This window comes from Azospirillum himalayense, from assembly GCF_042657465.1.
Taxonomy (GTDB): Bacteria; Pseudomonadota; Alphaproteobacteria; order Azospirillales; family Azospirillaceae; genus Azospirillum; species Azospirillum himalayense.
Genome location: NZ_JBHSLC010000045.1, coordinates 39,146 through 58,996, shown reverse-complemented (window position 1 = coordinate 58,996; position 19,851 = coordinate 39,146). Strand labels below are relative to the sequence as shown.

19 protein-coding genes are annotated in these 19,851 nt (G+C 69.3%); 14 read left to right on the top strand and 5 right to left on the bottom strand.

Annotation, left to right across the window (positions count from 1 at the left end):
• Positions 1 to 64: 64 nt before the first annotated feature.
• From ACFPMG_RS20895 to ACFPMG_RS20880, 4 genes are all read left to right on the top strand, one after another.
• Positions 65 to 1,219, top strand: a complete 1,155-nt coding sequence (locus ACFPMG_RS20895) for an aspartate aminotransferase family protein (RefSeq protein WP_376997128.1) — start codon at positions 65 to 67, stop codon at positions 1,217 to 1,219.
• A complete protein-coding gene (gene argF / locus ACFPMG_RS20890; protein ID WP_376997127.1) occupies positions 1,219 to 2,133 on the top strand; it encodes an ornithine carbamoyltransferase in 915 nt (304 codons plus the stop codon). The genes ACFPMG_RS20895 and argF overlap by 1 nt, the downstream gene beginning before the upstream one ends.
• 86 nt (positions 2,134 to 2,219) lie before the next feature.
• A complete protein-coding gene (locus ACFPMG_RS20885; protein ID WP_376997126.1) occupies positions 2,220 to 3,194 on the top strand; it encodes an Hsp33 family molecular chaperone in 975 nt (324 codons plus the stop codon).
• Between the two features lie 79 nt (positions 3,195 to 3,273).
• Positions 3,274 to 3,861 carry a hypothetical protein gene (locus ACFPMG_RS20880; protein ID WP_376997125.1) on the top strand — a complete coding sequence of 196 codons (588 nt, stop codon included), beginning with the start codon at positions 3,274 to 3,276 and terminating at the stop codon, positions 3,859 to 3,861.
• A gap of 200 nt (positions 3,862 to 4,061) precedes the next feature.
• Here the strand turns inward: ACFPMG_RS20880 and ahcY are convergent, their stop codons facing one another.
• Entirely contained in the window at positions 4,062 to 5,381 is a 1,320-nt protein-coding gene (gene ahcY / locus ACFPMG_RS20875) for an adenosylhomocysteinase (protein ID WP_376997124.1), read from the bottom strand.
• A 231-nt stretch (positions 5,382 to 5,612) separates the two neighbouring features.
• Between ahcY and ACFPMG_RS20870 the strand changes: the two genes are divergently transcribed.
• The 8 genes from ACFPMG_RS20870 (at position 5,613) to ACFPMG_RS20835 (ending at position 14,579) form a co-directional block, all read left to right on the top strand.
• A complete protein-coding gene (locus ACFPMG_RS20870) occupies positions 5,613 to 6,371 on the top strand; it encodes a phosphatase PAP2 family protein (RefSeq protein ID WP_376997123.1) in 759 nt (252 codons plus the stop codon).
• A gap of 74 nt (positions 6,372 to 6,445) precedes the next feature.
• Positions 6,446 to 7,042 (top strand): hypothetical protein, encoded by a 597-nt coding sequence (locus ACFPMG_RS20865; protein ID WP_376997122.1) that lies wholly within the window; start codon positions 6,446 to 6,448, stop codon positions 7,040 to 7,042.
• Positions 7,043 to 7,063: 21 nt separating this feature from the next.
• Complete coding sequence (locus tag ACFPMG_RS20860; protein ID WP_237905365.1) at positions 7,064 to 7,435, top strand: hypothetical protein; 372 nt, start codon at positions 7,064 to 7,066, stop codon at positions 7,433 to 7,435.
• Positions 7,436 to 7,684: 249 nt separating this feature from the next.
• On the top strand, positions 7,685 to 9,211 hold the full coding sequence (locus ACFPMG_RS20855; protein WP_376997121.1) for a glycosyl transferase family protein: 1,527 nt from the start codon (positions 7,685 to 7,687) through the stop codon (positions 9,209 to 9,211).
• A 368-nt stretch (positions 9,212 to 9,579) separates the two neighbouring features.
• Positions 9,580 to 11,871 (top strand): TonB-dependent receptor, encoded by a 2,292-nt coding sequence (locus ACFPMG_RS20850; RefSeq protein WP_376997120.1) that lies wholly within the window; start codon positions 9,580 to 9,582, stop codon positions 11,869 to 11,871.
• Between the two features lie 80 nt (positions 11,872 to 11,951).
• Positions 11,952 to 12,638 carry a Fe2+-dependent dioxygenase gene (locus ACFPMG_RS20845; RefSeq protein ID WP_109071431.1) on the top strand — a complete coding sequence of 229 codons (687 nt, stop codon included), beginning with the start codon at positions 11,952 to 11,954 and terminating at the stop codon, positions 12,636 to 12,638.
• Positions 12,638 to 13,369, top strand: a complete 732-nt coding sequence (locus ACFPMG_RS20840; RefSeq protein WP_376997119.1) for a tetratricopeptide repeat protein — start codon at positions 12,638 to 12,640, stop codon at positions 13,367 to 13,369. The genes ACFPMG_RS20845 and ACFPMG_RS20840 overlap by 1 nt, the downstream gene beginning before the upstream one ends.
• 121 nt (positions 13,370 to 13,490) lie before the next feature.
• A complete protein-coding gene (locus ACFPMG_RS20835) occupies positions 13,491 to 14,579 on the top strand; it encodes an alpha-hydroxy acid oxidase (RefSeq protein ID WP_376997118.1) in 1,089 nt (362 codons plus the stop codon).
• 160 nt (positions 14,580 to 14,739) lie between these two features.
• Here the strand turns inward: ACFPMG_RS20835 and ACFPMG_RS20830 are convergent, their stop codons facing one another.
• From ACFPMG_RS20830 to ACFPMG_RS20815, 4 genes are read right to left on the bottom strand one after another with little or no spacing between them, the layout of a single operon-like run.
• Positions 14,740 to 15,498, bottom strand: coding sequence for an iron ABC transporter ATP-binding protein (locus tag ACFPMG_RS20830; protein ID WP_376997117.1), 759 nt, complete (start codon positions 15,496 to 15,498; stop codon positions 14,740 to 14,742).
• The gene (locus ACFPMG_RS20825; protein WP_376997116.1) at positions 15,495 to 16,478 is read right to left on the bottom strand and encodes an iron chelate uptake ABC transporter family permease subunit; all 984 of its coding nucleotides are present in this window, start codon (positions 16,476 to 16,478) and stop codon (positions 15,495 to 15,497) included. Before ACFPMG_RS20825 ends, ACFPMG_RS20830 begins: the two co-directional genes overlap by 4 nt.
• Entirely contained in the window at positions 16,468 to 17,442 is a 975-nt protein-coding gene (locus ACFPMG_RS20820) for an ABC transporter permease (protein ID WP_376997115.1), read from the bottom strand. Before ACFPMG_RS20820 ends, ACFPMG_RS20825 begins: the two co-directional genes overlap by 11 nt.
• Positions 17,443 to 17,445: 3 nt before the next feature.
• The gene (locus ACFPMG_RS20815) at positions 17,446 to 18,375 is read right to left on the bottom strand and encodes a siderophore ABC transporter substrate-binding protein (RefSeq protein ID WP_376997114.1); all 930 of its coding nucleotides are present in this window, start codon (positions 18,373 to 18,375) and stop codon (positions 17,446 to 17,448) included.
• A 357-nt stretch (positions 18,376 to 18,732) separates the two neighbouring features.
• On the opposite strand from ACFPMG_RS20815, the gene ACFPMG_RS20810 reads away from it, so the two are divergent.
• Entirely contained in the window at positions 18,733 to 19,362 is a 630-nt protein-coding gene (locus tag ACFPMG_RS20810; RefSeq protein ID WP_376997113.1) for a PadR family transcriptional regulator, read from the top strand.
• Positions 19,363 to 19,391: 29 nt separating this feature from the next.
• Positions 19,392 to 19,718, top strand: coding sequence for a DUF2218 domain-containing protein (locus tag ACFPMG_RS20805; RefSeq protein ID WP_376997112.1), 327 nt, complete (start codon positions 19,392 to 19,394; stop codon positions 19,716 to 19,718).
• Positions 19,719 to 19,851 lie beyond the last annotated feature (133 nt).

The following is a 19,851-nucleotide window of genomic DNA, read 5'->3' as shown; positions in this document are numbered from 1 at the left end:
CGGCGGGCGAGGGTGTCCGCCGGGCTTTCCTCATTTGGAGGTTTTCGCTGTGATTCCGGTCGTCATGCCCACATATGCCCGCGCCGACATCGTGTTCGAGCGCGGCGAAGGTCCGTATCTGTACGCGACCGACGGGCGACGATTCCTCGACTTCGCCGCCGGTGTGGCGGTGAACGTCCTCGGCCACGCGAATCCCTATCTGGTCGAGGCGCTGACCGCCCAGGCGCACAAGCTGTGGCACACCTCCAACCTGTTCCGGGTCGCCGGGCAGGAGAGCCTCGCCAAGCGGCTGACCGACGCCACCTTCGCCGACACCGTGTTCTTCACGAACTCGGGCGCCGAGGCGTGGGAGTGCGGCGCCAAGCTGATCCGCAAATACCATTATGAGAAGGGCGACAAGGCCCGCACCCGCATCATCACCTTCGAGCAGGCCTTCCACGGCCGCACGCTGGCGGCGGTGTCGGCGGCGCAGCAGGAGAAGCTGATCAAGGGCTTCGGCCCGCTGCTCGACGGCTTCGACCTCGTGCCCTTCGGCGATCTGGAGGCGGTGCGCGCCGCGATCACCGACCGCACCGCGGCCATCTGCCTGGAGCCGATCCAGGGCGAGGGCGGCATCCGCGCCGGCTCGGTCGAGTTCCTGCGCGGCCTGCGCGACCTGTGCGACCAGCACGGGCTGCTGCTGTTCCTGGACGAGATCCAGTGCGGCATGGGCCGCACCGGCAAGCTGTTCGCCCATGAATGGGCCGGCATCACGCCGGACGTCATGGCGGTGGCCAAGGGCATCGGCGGCGGCTTCCCGCTGGGCGCCTGCCTCGCCACCGAGAAAGCCGCGTCGGGCATGACGGCCGGCACCCACGGCTCGACCTACGGCGGCAACCCGCTGGCCACCGCGGTCGGCAACGCCGTGCTGGACAAGGTGCTGGAGCCCGGCTTCCTCGACCATGTGCAGCGCATCGGCGGCCTGCTCCAGGACCGGCTGGCCGGGCTGGTGGCCGAGAACCCGTCGGTCTTCACGGGCGTGCGCGGCAAGGGGCTGATGCTCGGCCTCGCCTGCGGCCCGGCGGTCGGCGACGTGGTGGCGAAACTGCGCGCCAACGGCCTGCTGTCCGTTCCGGCGGGTGACAACGTAGTCCGGCTGCTGCCGCCGCTGAACATCGGCGAGGCCGAGGTCGAGGAGGCCGTGGCCATCCTCGCCAAGACCGCCAAGGAGCTGGTGTGATGTCCGCCGTCCGTCATTTCCTCGACATCGACCGGCTGGACAAGGCGACCCTGCGCCAGATCCTCGCCATGGCCGCGACCATCAAGAAGGACATCCCGGCCTACCGCGCGCTGTTCGCGGGCCGCACGCTGGCGATGATCTTCGAGAAGCCGTCCACCCGCACCCGCGTCTCCTTCGAGGTGGGCATGCGCCAGCTCGGCGGCGACGTGGTGGTGCTGAAGCCCGACGACATGCAGCTCGGCCGCGGCGAGACCATCGGCGACACCGCCCGCGTGCTGTCCCGCTACGTGGACGCGGTGATGGTCCGCACCATGGGCGAGGAGCGCGTGCAGGAGCTGGCCGAGTTCGCCTCGGTGCCGATCATCAACGGCCTGACCGACCAGTCGCACCCCTGCCAGATCATGGCCGACGTGATGACCTTCGAGGAGCACCGCGGCCCCATCGAAGGGCGCACGGTGGCCTGGATCGGCGACGTGAACAACGTGGCGGTGAGCTGGGTCCATGTGGCGGTGCGCCTCGGCGTGGAGATCCGCCTCGGCTGCCCGGAGGTCTACGGCCCGGCGCCGGAGCTGCTCGACTGGGTCAAGCGCGAGGGTGGGCGGATCACCGTCACCACCTCGCCGGAGGAGGCCGTGCGCGGCGCCGACTGCGTGGTCACCGACGCCTGGGCCTCCATGCACAACACCGACGTGGACGAGCGGGCGGCGGTCCTGGGTCCCTATCAGGTCAACGAGGCGCTGATGGCGCTCGCCGCCCCCGACGCCCTGTTCATGCACTGCCTGCCCGCCCACCGCGGGGAGGAAGTGACCGACGGGGTGATCGACGGCCGGCATTCGGTCGTCTGGGACGAGGCGGAAAATCGTCTGCACGCCCAGAAGGCCATACTGGCATGGTGCCTTGGCGCCACTATCTAAGAGCACTTGTGGGGCTGAGAGCCCTTGGAATTGGAGTCATGGCCCGGCGCCGCCCCCCGCGATGAGCGGGATGGCGGCGCCGGGCCATGGCCTATCGTAACTTCGAGGACATCATGGACGATCCTTCCGTCCAACCGATCACCGACGATCTCGTTCTGCCTTTCCAGATCGAGGCGTCGCGCCTGCGCGGCCGCATGGTGAAGCTGGGCCCCGCGCTGGACGAAATCCTGACCCGCCACGCCTACCCGGAGCCGGTCGCCCGCTTCCTGGCCGAGACGATGACGCTCGCCATGCTGCTGTCCAGCATGCTGAAGTACGACGGCATCTTCACGCTCCAGACCAAGGGCGACGGTCCGGTCCGGCTGATGGTGGCGGACATCACCTCGGTCGGCGACATCCGCGCCTACGCCCAGTTCGACGAGGAAGCGCTGGCCAAGGCCGCCGACGACGTGGCGATCGCCCCGGCGCCGGCCCTGCTCGGCAAGGGCCACATCGCCTTCACCGTGGACCAGGGGCCGAACACCGAGCGCTACCAGGGCATCGTCGAGCTGTACGGCAAGACGCTGGCCGACTGCGTGCAGCACTATTTCCGCCAGTCGGAGCAGATCGACACCGGCCTGACCGTGTCGGTGGACCAGGAAACCCTGCCGGACGGCAGCAAGGGCGCTTGGCGGGCCGGCGGCATCATGATCCAGCGCCTGCCGCAGGACGCCACCGAGAAGGTGCTCGGCTCCGGCGACGAGGACGCGTGGCGCCGCGCCATGGTCCTGCTGTCCAGCACCACCGGCGACGAGCTTCTCGACCCGGATCTGCCGCTCCGCGACCTGCTGTTCCGCCTGTTCCACGAGGACGGCGTGCGGGTGTGGCAGCCCAAGGCCCTGCGCTTCGGCTGCCGCTGCTCGCGCGAGCGGGTGTCGGACATGCTGTCCCGCCTGCCGCGCGACGAGGTGCAGAGCCTGAAGATCGACGACGGGCGGGTCGAGGTGGTCTGCCAGTTCTGCTCCACCGCCTACCACTTCGACGACGCGGACCTCGACCGGGTCTACGGGACGGCGGAGTAGGGGGCTCCAGGTTCCGGATGCGCTCATGAGGCGGCGCGGCTATAGTGCCGCGCCGTTTTTCCGTCTCACCGGAGCGATCATGCCCACCCGCCGTTTCGTTCTCGCCGCCGCTCTCGCCACCGTGGCCCTGACGGCCTGCCAGAGCACGCCGCCGCGTCCGGCGGTCCGGCCCATCGACTATTCCAACTTCGGCCCGATCGTCCTGAACGCGGGCGGCGTCGACGTGGTGGACGCCCACCGGCCGGCCGGCACCGCCGTCGACCAGCGCATCCCCCTGCCGCCCGCCGAGGCGGTGCGCCGCTGGGCCAACGAGCGGCTCCAGGCCGCGGGCGGGCCGGGCCGCGTCCGCGTCACCATCCGCGACGCCAGCATCGTCGAGGTCCAGCTTCCCAAGACCGGCGGGGTGAAGGGCTACTTCACCAACGATCAGGCCCAGCGCTACGACGGGCGGATAGAAGTCGAGGTCAGCGGCGAGTTGCCCGGCGAGACGACCTTCCGCGGCATGACCAAGGCGACGGTGACCCAGTCCACCACCGTGCCGGAGAACATCTCGGTGGCTGACCGCGAGGCGACGCTGCAGGACCTCGTCCGCCGCATGATGGACGACCTGAACGCCCGGCTGGACGCCGGCATCCGCAAGGATCTGGCGCCGATGGTTCGGCGGTAGGGAAGTCTTGCCCCCTCCCTGACCCTCCCCCGCTTCGCAGGGGAGGGGACTTTATTCCCTCTCCTGCGTCAGCGGGGGAGGGAAGGGGCCCGCGGCGTCAGCCGTGGGAAGGGTGGGGGCACCGCCGTCCCACCCCCAAACGCAAAAAGGGCCGCCCCGTTGGGCGGCCCTTTCCGTTCCGATCCGTCCGGACCCGCTGATTAGTAGCGGTAGTGGTCCGGCTTGAACGGGCCTTCGACCTTCACGCCGATGTACTCGGCCTGCTTGGCGGACAGCGTGGTCAGCTTGGCGCCGATCTTGTCCAGATGCAGGCGGGCGACCTTCTCGTCCAGGTGCTTCGGCAGGACGTAGACCTTGTTCTCGTAGCTGGCGGCGTTGGTCCACAGCTCGATCTGGGCCAGCACCTGGTTGGTGAAGCTGGCGCTCATCACGAAGCTCGGGTGGCCGGTGGCGCAGCCCAGGTTCACCAGGCGGCCCTGGGCCAGGACGATCAGGCGCTTGCCGTCGGGGAAGACGACCTCGTCGACCTGCGGCTTGACCTCTTCCCACTTGTAGTTGCGGAGAGCCTCGATCTGGATCTCGCTGTCGAAGTGGCCGATGTTGCAGACGATGGCGCGGTCCTTCATCTGGCGCATGTGGTCCAGCGTGATGACGTCCACGTTGCCGGTCGCGGTGACGAAGATGTCGCCCTGCGGGGCGGCCTCGTCCATCGTGACGACCTGATAGCCTTCCATGGCGGCCTGCAGCGCGGTGATCGGGTCGATCTCCGTCACCAGCACGCGCGCACCCTGCGAGCGCAGCGAGGCGGCGGAACCCTTGCCCACGTCGCCGTAGCCGGCGACCACGGCGACCTTGCCGGCCACCATGACGTCGGTGGCGCGCTTGATGCCGTCCACCAGCGACTCGCGGCAGCCGTAGAGGTTGTCGAACTTCGACTTGGTGACGCTGTCGTTCACGTTGATGGCCGGAACCTTCAGCGTGCCCTTCTTCATCATCTCATAGAGACGATGGACGCCGGTGGTGGTCTCCTCCGACAGGCCGCGGACCTCGGCCAGCATCTCCGGATACTTGTCGTGCATGATCTGGGTGACGTCGCCGCCGTCGTCCAGGATCATGTTCGGGGTCCAGCCGGCATATTCACCGGTGGCGGGACCGCGCAGGGTCTGCTCGATGCACCACCAGAACTCCTCCTCCGTCTCGCCCTTCCAGGCGAAGACCGGGATGCCGGCGGCGGCGATGGCGGCGGCGGCCTGGTCCTGGGTCGAGAAGATGTTGCAGGACGACCAGCGGACGGTCGCGCCGAGAGCGGTCAGCGTCTCGATCAGCACGGCGGTCTGGATGGTCATGTGCAGGCAGCCGACGATGCGGGCGCCGGCCAGCGGCTTCGTCTCGCCGAACTCCGCGCGCAGCGCCATCAGGCCGGGCATCTCGGTCTCGGCGATGGTGATTTCCTTGCGGCCCCACTCGGCGAGGCTGATGTCCTTGACCTTGAAGTCGGTGAAGTTGGCGGGCGCGGCCATCGGGGGGTCTCCTGGGCGGCTGTTTGTTGAACAGCAATGAAAAGGGGCGGGCGCACCGGCCCGCTGTGGCGTTGGTGTAGCAGCGCATTCGGAACCCCGCAAGCATAAAGATATCTTTATGTTTGCGGGCTAAAGGGTGAGGCCGGCCGCTTGGCCGCAGCCGTTCCGGCCCGGTGGACCTTTTCCGTGCGGGCCGGCGTTCCCATAACCGTTCTGCGACGGACGGGAGGCATGGGGCGGTCGATGGCGCTGGCAGGATTGAGGGCACCCGGCTTCTGGACAAGGCTCGGCCGGCACCAGTTGCGGCTTCTCGTCGGCATGGCGGTCAGCGCCGGGCTGATCCTGACCTTCGCCCTGCTGGCCGGCGAGGTGATCGAGGGCGAGACGGCGGCCTTCGACCGCGCGGTGCTGATGGCGCTGCGGGTGGCCGGCGATCCGGCGATGCCGCTGGGGCCGCCCTGGCTTCACAACGCGGCGCGCGACGTCACGGCGCTTGGCAGCATCACCGTGCTGTCGCTGATCACCGCGGTGACGGTGGGTTTCCTGCTGCTCCAGGGGAAGCGCGGGGCGTCGCTCCTGGTGCTGCTGTCGGTCGGCGGCGGCATGGCGATCAGCGGCCTGCTGAAGAACCAGATCGGGCGGGAGCGTCCGGACATCGTCCCCCACGGCGACATCGTCTTCACCGCCAGCTTCCCCAGCGGCCATTCGCTGCTGTCGGCGGTCGTCTTCCTGACGCTGGGCGCCATGCTGGCGCGCTTCGTCGAGGGGAAGCGGCAGAAGGCCTATGTGCTCGTCGTCGCGATGGCGGTGACGCTGCTGGTCGGGTGCAGCCGCGTCTATCTGGGCGTCCATTGGCCGACCGACGTCCTGGCGGGCTGGTGCGTCGGGGCGGGCTGGGCCGCGCTGTGCTGGCTCGTCGCCCTGTGGCTGCAAAGACGCGGTGCCGTCGAACCGGAGGGTGAAGCCGGAACGGTGCCGGATCGCACTTGACCCCGCCCGGGCTCAGCCGATATTTCGGGTGATCCCACCGTTCAACCCACAGCATGTCGATGCCCGAAGGCCCATTGGACCGTGAAACCCTGCAAGCCGTCGGCGTGCTGAAGCGCGCCGTGGACGAGGCGCGGGTGCCGGGCGTGCTGGAGTTCCGGCTGCTCTCCAGCGCGCTGGACCGTACGCTGGAAACGGAAGATTTGCATGAACTGAACGAGGCCAAGCGCGTTTACGAAACGCTGGACGGCGAATGCCGGACGCTGGTCGTGGAGCGCGCCACCTCTCTGGCCCATGCCGAGGCCGCCGAACGGCGGGCGCCGCATGAGGAGGTGGAGGTCGACGCCGTCCCCGCCCGCGTCCCCGTCGCCGCGGCGAAGCCGCAACCCCAGCCGGCGGCCCCCTCGGCGCCGCCGGCTGGGCCCCCGCCCGGCCTGCGCGGCGGCAGGACGATGCGTCCGGCCACCGGCTTCCTGGCGGCGTTGAACGGCGTGCGCTCCGCCTCGCGGAGCCTGCCGCAGGGCCAGCCCAAGCCGGGACAGGCTACGGCGGGTGGCGCGCCGGACAGCCGCGCCACCGCGAAGTCGCGGCTGATGGCGGCGGTGGAGGAGCGGCGCGAGAGCGACCACGGCGTCCGGCTCCATTCCGGCGGGCCGGTGTCGGACAGCGACTGACTGAGAGAGGATGATCACAGAATGACAGCGTTCAGGGTCGGGGATCAGGTGACGATCCACAACAGCCAGACCGGCCCGGAGAGGATCGCCACCGTCGATGCCTTCACCGAGGGCAACCGCTGCATGGTGCTGTCCGACGGCACCAAATGGCGGGCGGACGGGCAGCGCCAATGGCGCGTCGGCAGCGGCTACTACAAGGGCCCGGTGGTCGAGCGGACGCGGCCCGGCGACGTCGACATCGTGACCCGGCGCCGCGCCATCGGCGTGATCCGCAAGTTCGCCCAGGACCTGAACATGGACAGCCCCCTGGACGCGGCGGCGCTGACCCGCATCGTCGAGCGGATTCAGGCGGAGCAGGCCGCGGCCCCCAAGCCCGTGGAGTCCGAGGACTAAAGCGAATTTCCATTCGCTTTAGCTTCATACGGCCTCATTTGCCGGCCGGGCTTCGGCCGCACTCGCGGCCGGGACCGCAGTCGCGGTCCAAAGCGGATTGAAATCCGCTTAAGGAGCACAAGCCTCCGGCCCCGTCCGTCGCGGAGCCGGGGGGCGGACCAGCCGTGTTGCGTTGGCATGCAAATGCGTATCATTATCATGGTATGCAGCCGTGAACCGGCCAAGCAACCGCATTCGGGCTGAAATCACATGACGGTCAAGAGGAAGGGCGCCGCCGCGCGTCCGGAGCCGGAGACGTCCGGTCCGCGCCAGACGGATCCCGGCGGCCAGGAGAACCGGCTGTCGCGTGGCCGTCTGATCGTCGCGCTGGACGCGCTGCTGTCGAAACGGAACGTCACGCTGGCCGCCCGCGACCTTGGGCTTCAGACCTCGGCGCTCAGCCGGCTCCTGGCGCAGATGCGCGAAGAATTCGGCGATCCCCTGTTCATCCGCTCGGGCCGCGGTCTGGTGCCGACGCCCTTCGCCGAAGCGCTGCGCCCGCGCGTCCAGGCGCTGGCCCGCGGGATCGACGCCCTGTTCGAACCCTCGGTGGACCGCCCGGCGCTCGACGAAACCTTCGATCCCCGCTGGAACGTGCCGACCGCCATCGACGCGCCGCCGCTTCAGGTGCGTCCCGCCGGCCTGCTGGAGGGACAGCCGTCCCCGGCCCAGATCGACGCGAAACTGGAGAGGATCGCGCCGGACGCGACCGCGCAGGACCGTCTGGCCCGCCACATCGGCGTGCTGGGCATCGCCGGGGGCGGCCACGGGCGCCCGCTGACCGCCGAGGAGGCGGAGGAGGCGATGACCATCATCCTGGCGGGCGAGGCCGATCCGGTCCAGGTCGGTGCGCTTCTCGGGATGATGCGGATGCGCGGCTCCACCGCGCCGGAACTGGCCGGACTGGTGCGGGCGATGCGGGCGCACGTCGCCGCCGGGCTGGGCCGGACGATCCAGGCGGACATCGACTGGCCCTGCTTCACCTCGCCCAACTACCACAACCCGCCCTGGTTCTTCCACGCGGCGCGGCTGGTCGCGCAGGCCGGCCACCGGGTGCTGCTGCACGGCAGCACGGGCTGCAGCGCGGCCTCCGGCCGGTACGAGTTCATCGCGCCCACCGTGGGCATCCCGGTCTGCACCAACGCGCGGGAGATCGCGGCGGCGCTGGCGGCGCAGCGGATCGCCTACGCGCCGCTCGCCGCCTTGTCCCCGCAGATCTACCGGCTGATCGGGCTGCACCGGCTGACCCAGACCCGCTCCGCCGTGTTCGAGGCCGTGCATCTGCTGAAGCCGTCCAAGGCCAAGACTTCCCTGTTGGGCGCGGCCAAGCCGACCTACCGGGAACTCCACCGCGACGCCGCCCGCATCCTCGGCTGGAAGCACATGGCCGTGCTGGGCAGCGTGCGCGACGTCGCCCAGTTCACGCCCTTCCGCCCTTCCTCCATCCACCGTCTGGTCAACGGCGAGGCGGAGGACCTCATCCTGCCCGCCTGCATGGACGAGCCGCCGCCCACGCCGCGCCCGCGCGGCACCAGCCTGGAGTACTGGCAGGGGGTGTGGACCGGTGCCGTGCGCGACGCGCGGGCCGAGCGGATCATCATCGGCACCGCGGCCTTCGCCCTGTTTGCCCTTCCCGGCGCCACCGGACCAGCCTTCACCGACGCCCTGCGGCTGGCCGAACAGCTCTGGAAAGCCCGTCTCGGGCAGGGCGCGATGGCTGTGCAGATTCCGCCCTGACGTAGAAAAGACGTTCGGCATGCGGCGCTTCTGCATATTGCGAATAATTCTTATTATCGGCGTTGCTGCTTTGCAACAGTTCGGCTTCGCCCGCCCCCCGCGTGCCTCCCAACGCCTCTGCGCAGGAAACTAAGTCGTTGTATTCCAACAAGGACACTTGTTCCGGTGGGGCTCCTTGCGAGCCGCCGGAGGGCCTCCCACGGGCTTCCGCCGAACTGCATATCCCTGCATGCACTGGGGCTGAATGACGGTGATTTTGCAATTTAGAATTATTCTGAATGATCGCCGTTGAAGGGGGTGCCTCCCCGATTGGTAGATACCCGCCGCTGATCGGCGCATCCGCCACGACGACTTCTTGGGAGAGCCTCATGTTGCAATCGAATGTCCCCGACCGCCTCCGACCCATCATCGCCGGCGCCGCCGCGACGGCGGGGCTGGCGATGTCCTTCTCCACCCTGGCGACGGTGGCCGAGGCGCAGACGGCCGGTTCGGGGACCGGGACGGCGCCCGGCACCGCGGCCGGCGACGCCACCGTCCTCGACCCGGTGCGGGTCGGCGCCGACCGTCCGGCCGACACCGGGAATGTGAACGCCAAGCCCACCGGCATCTCCCGCCTGCCCGACACCGTCAAGGACACGCCCCGCGTCGTCAACGTCGTTCCGGAAGAGATCATCGAGCAGCAGCGCGCCACGACGCTGGAGCAGGTCCTGCGCAACGTCCCCGGCATCACCATTTCGACCGGCGAGGGCAACGGCGGCCAGAACGGCGACCAGTTCCGCATCCGCGGCCTGACCGCCCGCGGCGACATCTACACCGACGGCCTGAAGGACTTCGGCGTCTACACCCACGACGTCTTCAACACCGAGACGGTGCAGGTCTTCAAGGGGCCGTCGGGCAACGGCTTCGGTGTCGGCAACTCCGGCGGCGTCATCAACCAAGGCACCAAGAAGGCCGGGCTGGACAAGCGCTACAAGGTCGAGCAGTCGGTCGGCTCCGGCCCCACCTACCGCACCACGGTGGACGTGAACCAGCCGATCAACGAGACGACGGCGCTGCGCATCAACGGCCTGTACCACGACCAGGACGTCGCCGACCGCGACGAGGTCGAGGCCAAGCGCAAGGGCATCGCCGCCGACCTCGGCGTCGGGCTGGGCACCCCGACGACCTGGCACCTGAACTACTCCTACCTCGACGGCGATAAGATCCCGGACATGGGCGTGCCCATGATCCGCGGCCGTGACGGCACGTTCCGCCCGGCGCCCGAGTTCGGCCTCGACCGGTCCACGTCCTACGTCCGCAACCACGACCGTGACGACACCGACAACCATGTCGTGACCTCGACCCTGGCCCACGAGGTCAGCAAGACCCTGTCCTTCTACAACGACAGCCGCTACAGCCATTACGAGCGCGATTTCGTCTCCACGGCCCCGGCGGCGCTGACCGCGGCAAACAGCGCGCTCTTCCTGAACGGCGGGAACCCGGTGATCGCCTACGGCGCCGGCGGCGGCCTGGCCTTCAAGCAGAAGGGCTGGGGCGTCCAGAATGTCGCTGGCGCGAAGGCGGAGGGCAACTTCCTCGGGCTCTACCACAAGGTCAACGGCGGCCTGGACCTCAGCTACCAGAAGGACGAGCGGCGCGGCGGCAGCTGGGTCAACCGCACCAACACCCAGACCATCCGCAACCCCAGCCACAGCTACCCGGCCAACGCCTTCCTCACCTACCCGGCGACCGGCGTGCGTGAATCGAGCGTCGCCAACACCGGTCTCTTCATCACCGACCGCGTGTGGCTGTTCGAGCAGCTTTCGGTGCAGGGCGGCCTGCGCTGGGATTACTTCCGCAGCACCTTCCGCGCCTCCGACCCGGCGGTGGCGGGCGGCAGTGCCAGCACCCGCACGCTCAGCCCGTCGGCCAGCCTGATCTACGAGCCGACAAAGGACGCCTCTCTTTATTTCTCCTACGCGCGTTCCAACAAGCCGATCGGCGTGGACATCGCCGCGCAGCTCACCAACGGCACGGCGGAGACCCCGCGCAACGGGCGTGATTTCGATCCGGAAAAGACCGACCTGTACGAGATCGGCGGCAAGGCCGACTTCCTCGGCGGGCGGCTGGGTCTGAACGGCGCCCTGTTCCAGATCGAGAAGAGCAACACCTACTCGGTCGATCCGGCCACCGGCACGGTCACCGACGGCTTCTCCGAGGCCGGTCTCGGCACCCGCATCCGCGGCTTCGAGGCCGGGGTGAGCGGCAAGGTGGTCGAGGGCTGGAGCGTCTACGCCAGCTACGCCTACCTGGACGGCGAGATCAAGGAGTCGCGGACCAACGCGGCGGTCGTCGGCAACGAAGCCCCGAACGTGCCGAAGCACAACGCCAGCCTGTGGTCGACCTACGAATTCGCCCCCGGCGTCGTGCCCGGCAAGGTCATGGTCGGCGGCGGCATCCAGTACGCCTCGGAATACTGGGCCGACAGCGCCAACACCGGCCGCGTGCCGGAGACGGTCTCGCTGGACAGCGTGGTGTCCTACGAGATCAACAACCTGTCCCTGGCCCTCAACGCCTACAACCTGACCGACCACCGCAACTACGCCTCGGCCTTCAACGCCTCGCGCGCGGTGCCGGCCTCGGGCCGCACCTTCATGCTGACCGCCGGCGTCACCTTCTGATCCCGGCCAGGCCGGACTGCGCCTCTGGACCATCCTCCGGGGGCCGGTCCGGCCTCTTTTCATTCAAAGGAACCCTCCCCGTGCTTCTGCAAATCCCCGACGTTCTGACCGCCGACGAGGTCGCCCACTGCCGCGCCGTGCTGGAGGCGTCGCCCTGGGTCGATGGTCGCGTCACCGCGGGCTCCCAGGCGGTGCTTGCCAAGAACAACCTGCAGATCCCGGAGGAGAGCGACACCGCCCGCGAGCTGGGCGTGGTCATCCTGAAGGCGCTGGGCCGCAACCCGGCCTTCAATTCCGCGGCCCTGCCGCTGCGCGTCCTACCGCCCATGTTCAACCGCTACGACCTGGACATGACCTACGGCAACCATGTGGACAACGCCATCCGGGCCATTCCGGGCACCGGCGGCATGCGCATGCGGGCCGACGTCTCCACCACGATTTTCCTCAGCGATCCCGGCGAGTATGACGGCGGCGATCTGGTCGTCGAGGACACCTACGGCACCAAGGGCGTGAAGCTGCCGGCGGGGCACGCGGTGGTCTACCCGTCCAGCAGCCTGCACCGGGTGACCCCGGTGACGCGCGGCTCGCGCTGGGCCTCCTTCTTCTTCACGCAGTCGCTGGTCAAGGACGACGGGCTGCGGGCGATGCTCTACGACCTCGACGTCGCGATCATCGACCTGCGCCGGGAACTGGGCGACCAGCACCCGTCCGTGCTGGCCCTGGTCAACCACTACCACAACCTGCTGCGGCGCTGGGCGGAGGTGTGATGGCCCAAGCCATGGGGGACGCGGCTACCCTGCCGACGGCGGGGCCGGACATCATCGACGTGCAGCTCGCCCTGGGGCAGCAATGCCTCGACCGCGGCGGGGCCGGGCGGGCGCAGGCGGTGGAGTGGTTCCGCATCGCCGCCCGCAGCGGCGACGCCCGCGCCGTCAACATGCTGGGCCGCTGCCACGAGCACGGCTGGGGCGTGCCCGCTGATCCCGTCCTGGCCGCCGCCCATTACCGCCGGGCCGCCGATCTGGGCGATGCATGGGCGCTGTTTAATCTGGCCGACCTGCATTGCCGCGGCCTGGGCGTTCCGGCGGACGACGCTGAGGCCTACCGGCTCTACGCCGCCGCGGCCCGTCGGGGCAACGTGAAGGCGCTGAACATGCTGGGCCTGTTCCACGAGGCCGGGCGTGCGGTGGCCGAGGACGGGGCGGGCGCCCGCCAACTCTTCCAGGCCGCCGCCGAGGGCGGGGACTGCTGGGGCCGCTTCAACCACGCCCGGCTGCTGCTCCAGGACGGGCGGACGGAGGCGGCGCTGGCGTGGTTCGCTCGGGCGCTGGAAACCGGCTTCCCCGACTTTTACTTCGGCATGGCCGCCGCCCTGGCCGACCAGCCCGACCCGCGCCTGCGCGCGCTGGCGTGGCGGGCTGGCGAGTTGGCGGGGGGCAGCTGTCCCTCTCCCGTCCCGGGAGAGGGAAGGGGCCCGCGCAAAGCGCGGGAAGGGTGAGGGTACAGCCAAGGATCGGCTCTTTGATTCTCGGCTTTACCCTCACCCGCCCGCTTCGCGGGCACCCTCTCCCGGGACGGGAGAGGGGTTTGGCGGCACATGCGTTTGAAGGACATCCGCGATGAGCATTCCCGCCGACACCGTCTCGCTCCATGACTACGAGCGCCACTTCACCGCCCGCGTCGATGCGGCGACCCGCGCCTACATCGCGGGGACCGGGGCGGACGGCATCACCCGGCAGGCCAACCGTGACGCCTACGACCGGATGCGCCTGATGCCGCGGGCGTTGCGCGACCTGTCGCAGGCCAGCGCCGCCACGACCCTGTTCGGGCAGGCGATGCCCTATCCCGTCCTGATCGCGCCGATGGCCTTCCACCGGCTGGTCCACCGCGACGGGGAGCGGGCGACCGCGCAGGCGGCGGGCCTCACCGGCACCTGGATGACGGTCAGCACCCAGTCCAGCGTGACGCTGGAGGAAGTCGCGGCGGCGGCCGGCGGGCCGCTGTGGTTCCAGATCTATACCCAGCCGCGATTTGAAGACACGCTCACCCTGGTGCGGCGGGCAGAGGCGGCGGGCTACCGCGCGCTGGTGCTGACGGTGGACGCGCCGGTCAGCGGCCTGCGCAACATCGAACAACGCGCCGGCTTCCGACTGCCGGACGGCATCGCACCGGTCAATCTGGCCGGTCTGACGCCGGACAATTTCACCCCCTCGCACCCCGGCAGCCCGGTCTTCCAGGGCATGCTGCACGCCGCCGCCACCTGGGATACGGTGCGTTGGCTGTGCGCCGAGACGCGGCTGCCGGTGCTGCTGAAGGGGATCATGAATCCCGACGACGTCGATCCCGCCATCGCAGCCGGGGCGGCGGGAATCATCGTGTCGAACCATGGCGGGCGGACGCTCGACACGCTGCCCGCGGTGGCGGAGGTGCTGCCGCTGGTCGCCGCCCGCGCGGCGGGCCGCCTGCCGATCCTGGCGGACGGCGGCATCCGGCGCGGCACCGACATCCTTAAGGCCCTCGCTCTGGGCGCCGACGCGGTGCTGGTGGGCCAGCCGGTGCTGCACGCCCTGGCAGTCGGCGGCATGGCGGGGGTGGCCCACATGCTGACCATCCTGCAGACAGAGCTGGAGGTCGCCATGGCGCTGAGCGGACGGGCGCGGCTGGCTGACATCGACCGTTCGGTGATCTTCGACCCGCCGCGTTGGTGACTGGATTTCCCTCTCCCGCCCCGGGAGAGGGAGGGGCCCGCCCGGAGCGCGGGAAGGGTGAGGGTTCCGGCAAGGATCAGGGCTTTGATCCTCGTGCGACCCTCACCCGCCCGCTTTGCGGGCACCCTCTCCCGGGGCGGGAGAGGGGAATTGGTGCTCTTTACTGGTAGTACAGCGCGATGCGCTGGCCGGCGTTCTCCATCACCTGGGCCTCGACGCCGTAGACGTCGCGGATGACCTCGGGCGTGATGATGACCTCCGGCGGTCCCTGGTGCACGACCCGCCCGTCGCGCATCGCGACGATGCGGTCGGAGTAGCAGGAGGCGAAGTTGATGTCGTGCAGCACCAGCACGATGGTCTTGCCGAACTCGTCGGCGGTGCGGCGGAACAGCTTCATCATCGCCACGGCGTGCTTGACGTCGAGGTTGTTCAGCGGCTCGTCGAGCAGGATGTATTCGGTGTCCTGGCACAGCACCATGGCGATGAAGGCGCGCTGGCGCTGGCCGCCCGACAGCTCGTCCAGGAAACGGCCGGCCAGCGGCTCCAGGTCCAGATAGCGCAGCGCGTTGCGGATGTGCCCGCGGTCGTCTTCGGTCAGGCGGCCCTTGCTGTGCGGGTAGCGGCCGAAGGCGACGAGGTCCTCCACCGTCAGGCGGGACATGATCTGGTTGTCCTGGCGCAGGATGGACAGGCGGCGGGCCAGCACCTCGCCCGGCGTGGTGGTCACGTCCAGCCCGTCGATTTCCACCGTGCCCGAGGACATCGGCAGCAGGCGGCTGATGATCGACAGCAGCGTCGATTTCCCCGCCCCGTTCGCCCCGATCAGCGAGATTACCCCGCCCGCCGGCAGGGACAGGGACACCCCGTCGACGACGACGGTGCCGTTGTAGCTCTTCGTGATGTTCTTGACGTCGATCATCGGGCCGAACCCCGCACCAGGATGAACAGGAAGGCGAGACCGCCCACGAACTCGATGACGATGCTGAGCGCGGCGTTGTAGCCGAACACCCGCTCCAGCACGAGCTGGCCGGCGACCAGCGTCAGCACGGCGAGCAGCACCGCGGCCGGCAGGATCAGCGCGTGCCGGTGCGAGCGGACCACCAGATAGGCGAGGTTGGCGACCAGCAGCCCGAAGAAGGTGACCGGCCCGACCAGCGCCGTGGACACCGACACCAGGATGGACACCATCACCAGCACCGCCATCACCGCGCGCCGGTGCTCCACGCCGAGGTTGATCGCGGCGTCGCGCCCCAGCGCCAGCACGTCGAAGGTGCGCCGCCACCGCCAGCCGACCAGCGACACCGCCAGCACGACCAGCGCCGACACCGTCAGCAGCTCGACATCCACCCGGTTGAAGTTGGCGAACAGCCGATCCTGCACGGTCAGGAACGCGTTGGGGTCGAGAATGCGCTGAAGGAAGCTGGTCAGGCTGCGGAACAGCACGCCGAAGACGATGCCGACGAGAAGCAGCAGATGCAGGCTGCGCCGGTTGTCGCCCCGCCCCGCGCCGTTGAACAGCCACCAGTAGAGCAGGCCGGAGAAGACGACCATCGACGCCACCTCGATGCCAAAGCGCAGCCGCGGGTCGAGCGACGCCACCAGCCCGCTGCCGAACTGGAAGACCAGCAGCGTCTGGATCATCCGGTAGAGATGGTCGAAGCCCATCACCGACGGGGTGAGGATGCGGTTGTTGGTGATCGTCTGGAACAGGACGGTCGACACGGCGACGGCGTAGCCGACCAGCACCATCGCGGCGATCTTGGTGCCGCGGAAGGTCAGGATGAAGTCCCACTTGCCCCGCGCACCCAGCGTCATGAACAGCGCGATCGACAGCAGGGTCAGCGCCGAGAGGCCGCCCAGGACGACCATCGGCGAGAGGATGCGGCGGTCAGCCGGCATGGCCGCTCCTCCGCAGCAGGAGATAGAGGAACAGGGCGCTGCCGATCACCCCCATCATCGTCCCGATCGGGATCTCGTAGGGATGGATGACCAGCCGCCCGGCGATGTCGCAGGCCAGCACCAGCCCGGCCCCCATCAGCGCGACCCAGGGCAGGGACCCGCGCATGTTGTCGCCGCGGACGAGGCTGACGACGTTGGGAACGATCAGCCCGAGGAAGGGGATCATGCCGCAGGTCGCGATCACCGCCGCGGTGGTCATCGACACGATGACCAGCCCCAGCGCCATCACCTTGCGGTGGTCGATGCCCAGGTTGGTGGCGACGTCCCGCCCCATCCCGGCGACGGTGAAGCGGTCCGCCGCCAGATAGGCGACGCCGGTCAGGACGGCGCTCAGCCACAGCAGTTCGTAGCGGCCGAGCAGGATGGCGGAGAAGTCTCCGGTCTCCCAGCCGCGCACCGACTGGATCAGGTCCTGGCGGTAGGCGATGAACTCGGTCATCGCCGTGATGACCCCGCCCAGCATGATGCCGACCAGCGGCACCACCAGCGGCGAGCGCAGCGGCACCTGCCGCAGGATCGCCAGGAACAGCCCCGTCCCGGCCAACGCGCACAGGCTGGCGACGGCCATGCGCCCGAACACCGGCATCCCCGGCGCCAGCAGCGAGACCATCATCATGCCGAAGATGGCCGATTCCGCGGTCCCGGCGGTGGAGGGCTCCACGAAGCGGTTGCGCACCAGCATCTGGAGGAGCAGGCCGGACACCGCCATGGCGGCGCCGGCCAGGATCAGGGCCAGCGTCCGGGGCAGACGGCTGACCAGCAGGACCTGCGCGGCCTGGTCCGGGGCGCCGCCGAGCAGCGTCGCGAGGCTGACGTCGCTGACGCCGACGAACAGGCTCCACACGGCCAGCAGGCCGATGCCCACGGTGGCAATCGGGAGCGTGGCGAATGGGAGGGTCTTCACGGATCAGGACTTCTTGGACAGCGCCGCCAGGAGATCGTCCACGTCCTGCTGGAGCGCCGACAGCCCGCCGCCGACCATGTACCAGTTGCCGCCATTCAGATAGACGACCTGATTCTTCTGCCAGGCGGTGGTGCGGCGGACGATGTCGTTGTCGAGGAACTGCCGGGCCGGCTTGCCGTCCTGCCCGATGGCGGCGTCGCGATCGATCACGAACAGCCAGTCGGGGTTGGTCTCCAGGATGAACTCGAAGGAGATGGCCTGCCCGTGGTTGGCGGTCTTCAGGTCGGAGGCGGCGGGCTGCACGCCGAACTCCGTGTGCAGGATGCCGAAGCGCGACCCCGGCCCGTAGGCGCTCATCTTCCCGCCGGTGGTCATCACCAAAAGGCCCTTTCCGGCCTTGCCCGCCACCGCCTTCAGCTCGGCGATGGAGGCGCGCAGCCGGTCCACCTTCTGCTTGACCAGGGCGGTCTTGCCGAAGATGCGGCCCAGCGTCTCGGCGTTGGCGATGGAGCTGGTCAGGAAGTCGGTCTGGTCGGTCGTCATGTCGAGCGTCGGCGCGATGCGCGACAACTCGGCGTATTTCGGGGCCGACCGGCCGCCGGCGATGATCAGGCCGGGCTCGGCGGCGTTCACCGCCTCGTAGTCGGGCTCGAACAGCGTGCCGATCTTCGCATAGGACGGCCCGTCATACTTGGCGAGGTGCGGCGGCTTCAGCCCCGTGGGCACCCCGGCGATCGCCACGCCCAGCGCGTCCAGCGTGTCCAGTGCGGTCATGTCGAAGACCAGGACGGGGTCGAGCTTCGGGGGAAGCCGGGTCTCGCCCTGCGCGTGCCGCACCGTCATGTCCTGGGCGTAACCGGGGATGGGAGCCAGGGCGGCGAGGCCGACCACGACGGCGGTCATGGCGAGGGCGTGGCGTCGGGTCAGCTTCATCCTTGAATCTCCTTCAACTTTGCCGGGACGGCCTATGCCGGAGGGCGGGCGCACTGTGGTCCGGATTGCTGCGGATCGTCAATGCGAATTGCTCGCATTCGCAGTATGTTGGCAGGGCGTGGCTCGGGGCTGCTGCGTTCCCTCTCCCGGGGCGGGAGAGTGAGGGACCCGCCGCGACGCGGTGGGAGGGTGAGGGTACCGGCAAGGATCAGCGATTTGATCCTCGCGCAACCCTCACCCGGCGCCTCCGGCGCCACCCTCTCCCGGGGCGGGAGAGGGGAAAAGCGTCTTGGGTACTTGTGTCTCGATATGTCACGATATATCTTAGACCTATCGAAACACAGTGGAGCCCCTGTCATGAGGTTTTTTCCGAATCCCTTTTGCGGCCGGATGCGCCGCCATCATCCCGGCCCGCACGGTGATGGACCCCATGGCGGCGGTCCCCGTCACGGCGGCGGCCGTCACGCCGCGGAGGGCGGCTGGGGCCATGAGCATCACGAGCGGCGCGGCGGGCGCGGCGGCCGGCGCGGCGTTTTCGAGGCGTCGGAACTGCGGCTGGTCCTGCTGCGGCTGATCGCCGACGAGCCGCGGCACGGCTACGACCTGATCCGCGCCGTCGAGGAACTGACCGGCGGCGGCTATGTGCCCAGCCCCGGCGTGATCTACCCGACCCTGTCGCTGCTGGAGGAGATGGGGCACATCGCCAAGGCCGACGCCGAGGGCGCGCGCAAGCCCTTCGCCGTGACCCCGGAGGGCACCGCCCAGCTCGCCCAGGACGCAGCCACCGTTGACGCCCTGTTCGCCCGCCTCGCCGCCCTGGCGACCCGGCGGGCCCACACCGACGGCGCCCCGATCCGCCGCGCCATGGAGAATCTGAAGGCCGTGCTGATGCACCGGCTGGGGCGCGAGGGCGTCGACGCGGACACGGTGCACGCCACCGTCTCGATCCTCGACGAGGCGGCCCAGCGCATCGAACGTCTTCCCTGAACACACCGTCACCGCACCGAAGGATGATCATGAGACACGCCAGCAGCGTCCGCGTCCCGACCCCGAACGGCAGCCGCTATCTCCAGCAGCTCTGCAAGCACTGGGCGCACAATCTGACAGTGGAGTACACGCCGGAGGCGGGAAGCGTCGTCTTCCCGCACAACGCCCGCGGCGCCGATTGGCCGGGCGACGCCACCCTGACGCTCCAGGCCCGGCCGGACGCGCTGGATTGCCGTCTGGACACCAGCTCCACCGAGCATCTGACTGCCCTCAAGGGCGCGCTGGAGCGCCACCTCGACCGCTTCGCCTTCCGCGAGCTTCCGCTGTCCTACCCGTGGCAGGACGAGGCGGTCTGATCCCGCCGTTCCCCTTTGTCCTTGTTGCGGCAGGGGATTTTGTCACCGGAATGTTCCCCGGCATGCATGGATATGCCTTGAACTCCACCGCCCGAATACGGGAAGAACCATCCTGAAGGAACAGGGATGGCAG

Bases quoted from the DNA above. Each gene is read 5' to 3' on its own strand.
- ACFPMG_RS20895 (WP_376997128.1), top strand. From the start codon at position 65: ATGCCCACATATGCCCGCGCCGACATCGTGTTCGAGCGCGGCGAAGGT.
- argF (WP_376997127.1), top strand. From the start codon at position 1,219: ATGTCCGCCGTCCGTCATTTCCTCGACATCGACCGGCTGGACAAGGCG.
- ACFPMG_RS20885 (WP_376997126.1), top strand. From the start codon at position 2,220: ATGGCCTATCGTAACTTCGAGGACATCATGGACGATCCTTCCGTCCAA.
- ACFPMG_RS20880 (WP_376997125.1), top strand. From the start codon at position 3,274: ATGCCCACCCGCCGTTTCGTTCTCGCCGCCGCTCTCGCCACCGTGGCC.
- ahcY (WP_376997124.1), bottom strand. From the start codon at position 5,381: ATGGCCGCGCCCGCCAACTTCACCGACTTCAAGGTCAAGGACATCAGC.
- ACFPMG_RS20870 (WP_376997123.1), top strand. From the start codon at position 5,613: ATGGGGCGGTCGATGGCGCTGGCAGGATTGAGGGCACCCGGCTTCTGG.
- ACFPMG_RS20860 (WP_237905365.1), top strand. From the start codon at position 7,064: ATGACAGCGTTCAGGGTCGGGGATCAGGTGACGATCCACAACAGCCAG.
- ACFPMG_RS20855 (WP_376997121.1), top strand. From the start codon at position 7,685: ATGACGGTCAAGAGGAAGGGCGCCGCCGCGCGTCCGGAGCCGGAGACG.
- ACFPMG_RS20850 (WP_376997120.1), top strand. From the start codon at position 9,580: ATGTTGCAATCGAATGTCCCCGACCGCCTCCGACCCATCATCGCCGGC.
- ACFPMG_RS20840 (WP_376997119.1), top strand. From the start codon at position 12,638: ATGGCCCAAGCCATGGGGGACGCGGCTACCCTGCCGACGGCGGGGCCG.
- ACFPMG_RS20835 (WP_376997118.1), top strand. From the start codon at position 13,491: ATGAGCATTCCCGCCGACACCGTCTCGCTCCATGACTACGAGCGCCAC.
- ACFPMG_RS20830 (WP_376997117.1), bottom strand. From the start codon at position 15,498: ATGATCGACGTCAAGAACATCACGAAGAGCTACAACGGCACCGTCGTC.
- ACFPMG_RS20825 (WP_376997116.1), bottom strand. From the start codon at position 16,478: ATGCCGGCTGACCGCCGCATCCTCTCGCCGATGGTCGTCCTGGGCGGC.
- ACFPMG_RS20815 (WP_376997114.1), bottom strand. From the start codon at position 18,375: ATGAAGCTGACCCGACGCCACGCCCTCGCCATGACCGCCGTCGTGGTC.
- ACFPMG_RS20810 (WP_376997113.1), top strand. From the start codon at position 18,733: ATGAGGTTTTTTCCGAATCCCTTTTGCGGCCGGATGCGCCGCCATCAT.
- ACFPMG_RS20805 (WP_376997112.1), top strand. From the start codon at position 19,392: ATGAGACACGCCAGCAGCGTCCGCGTCCCGACCCCGAACGGCAGCCGC.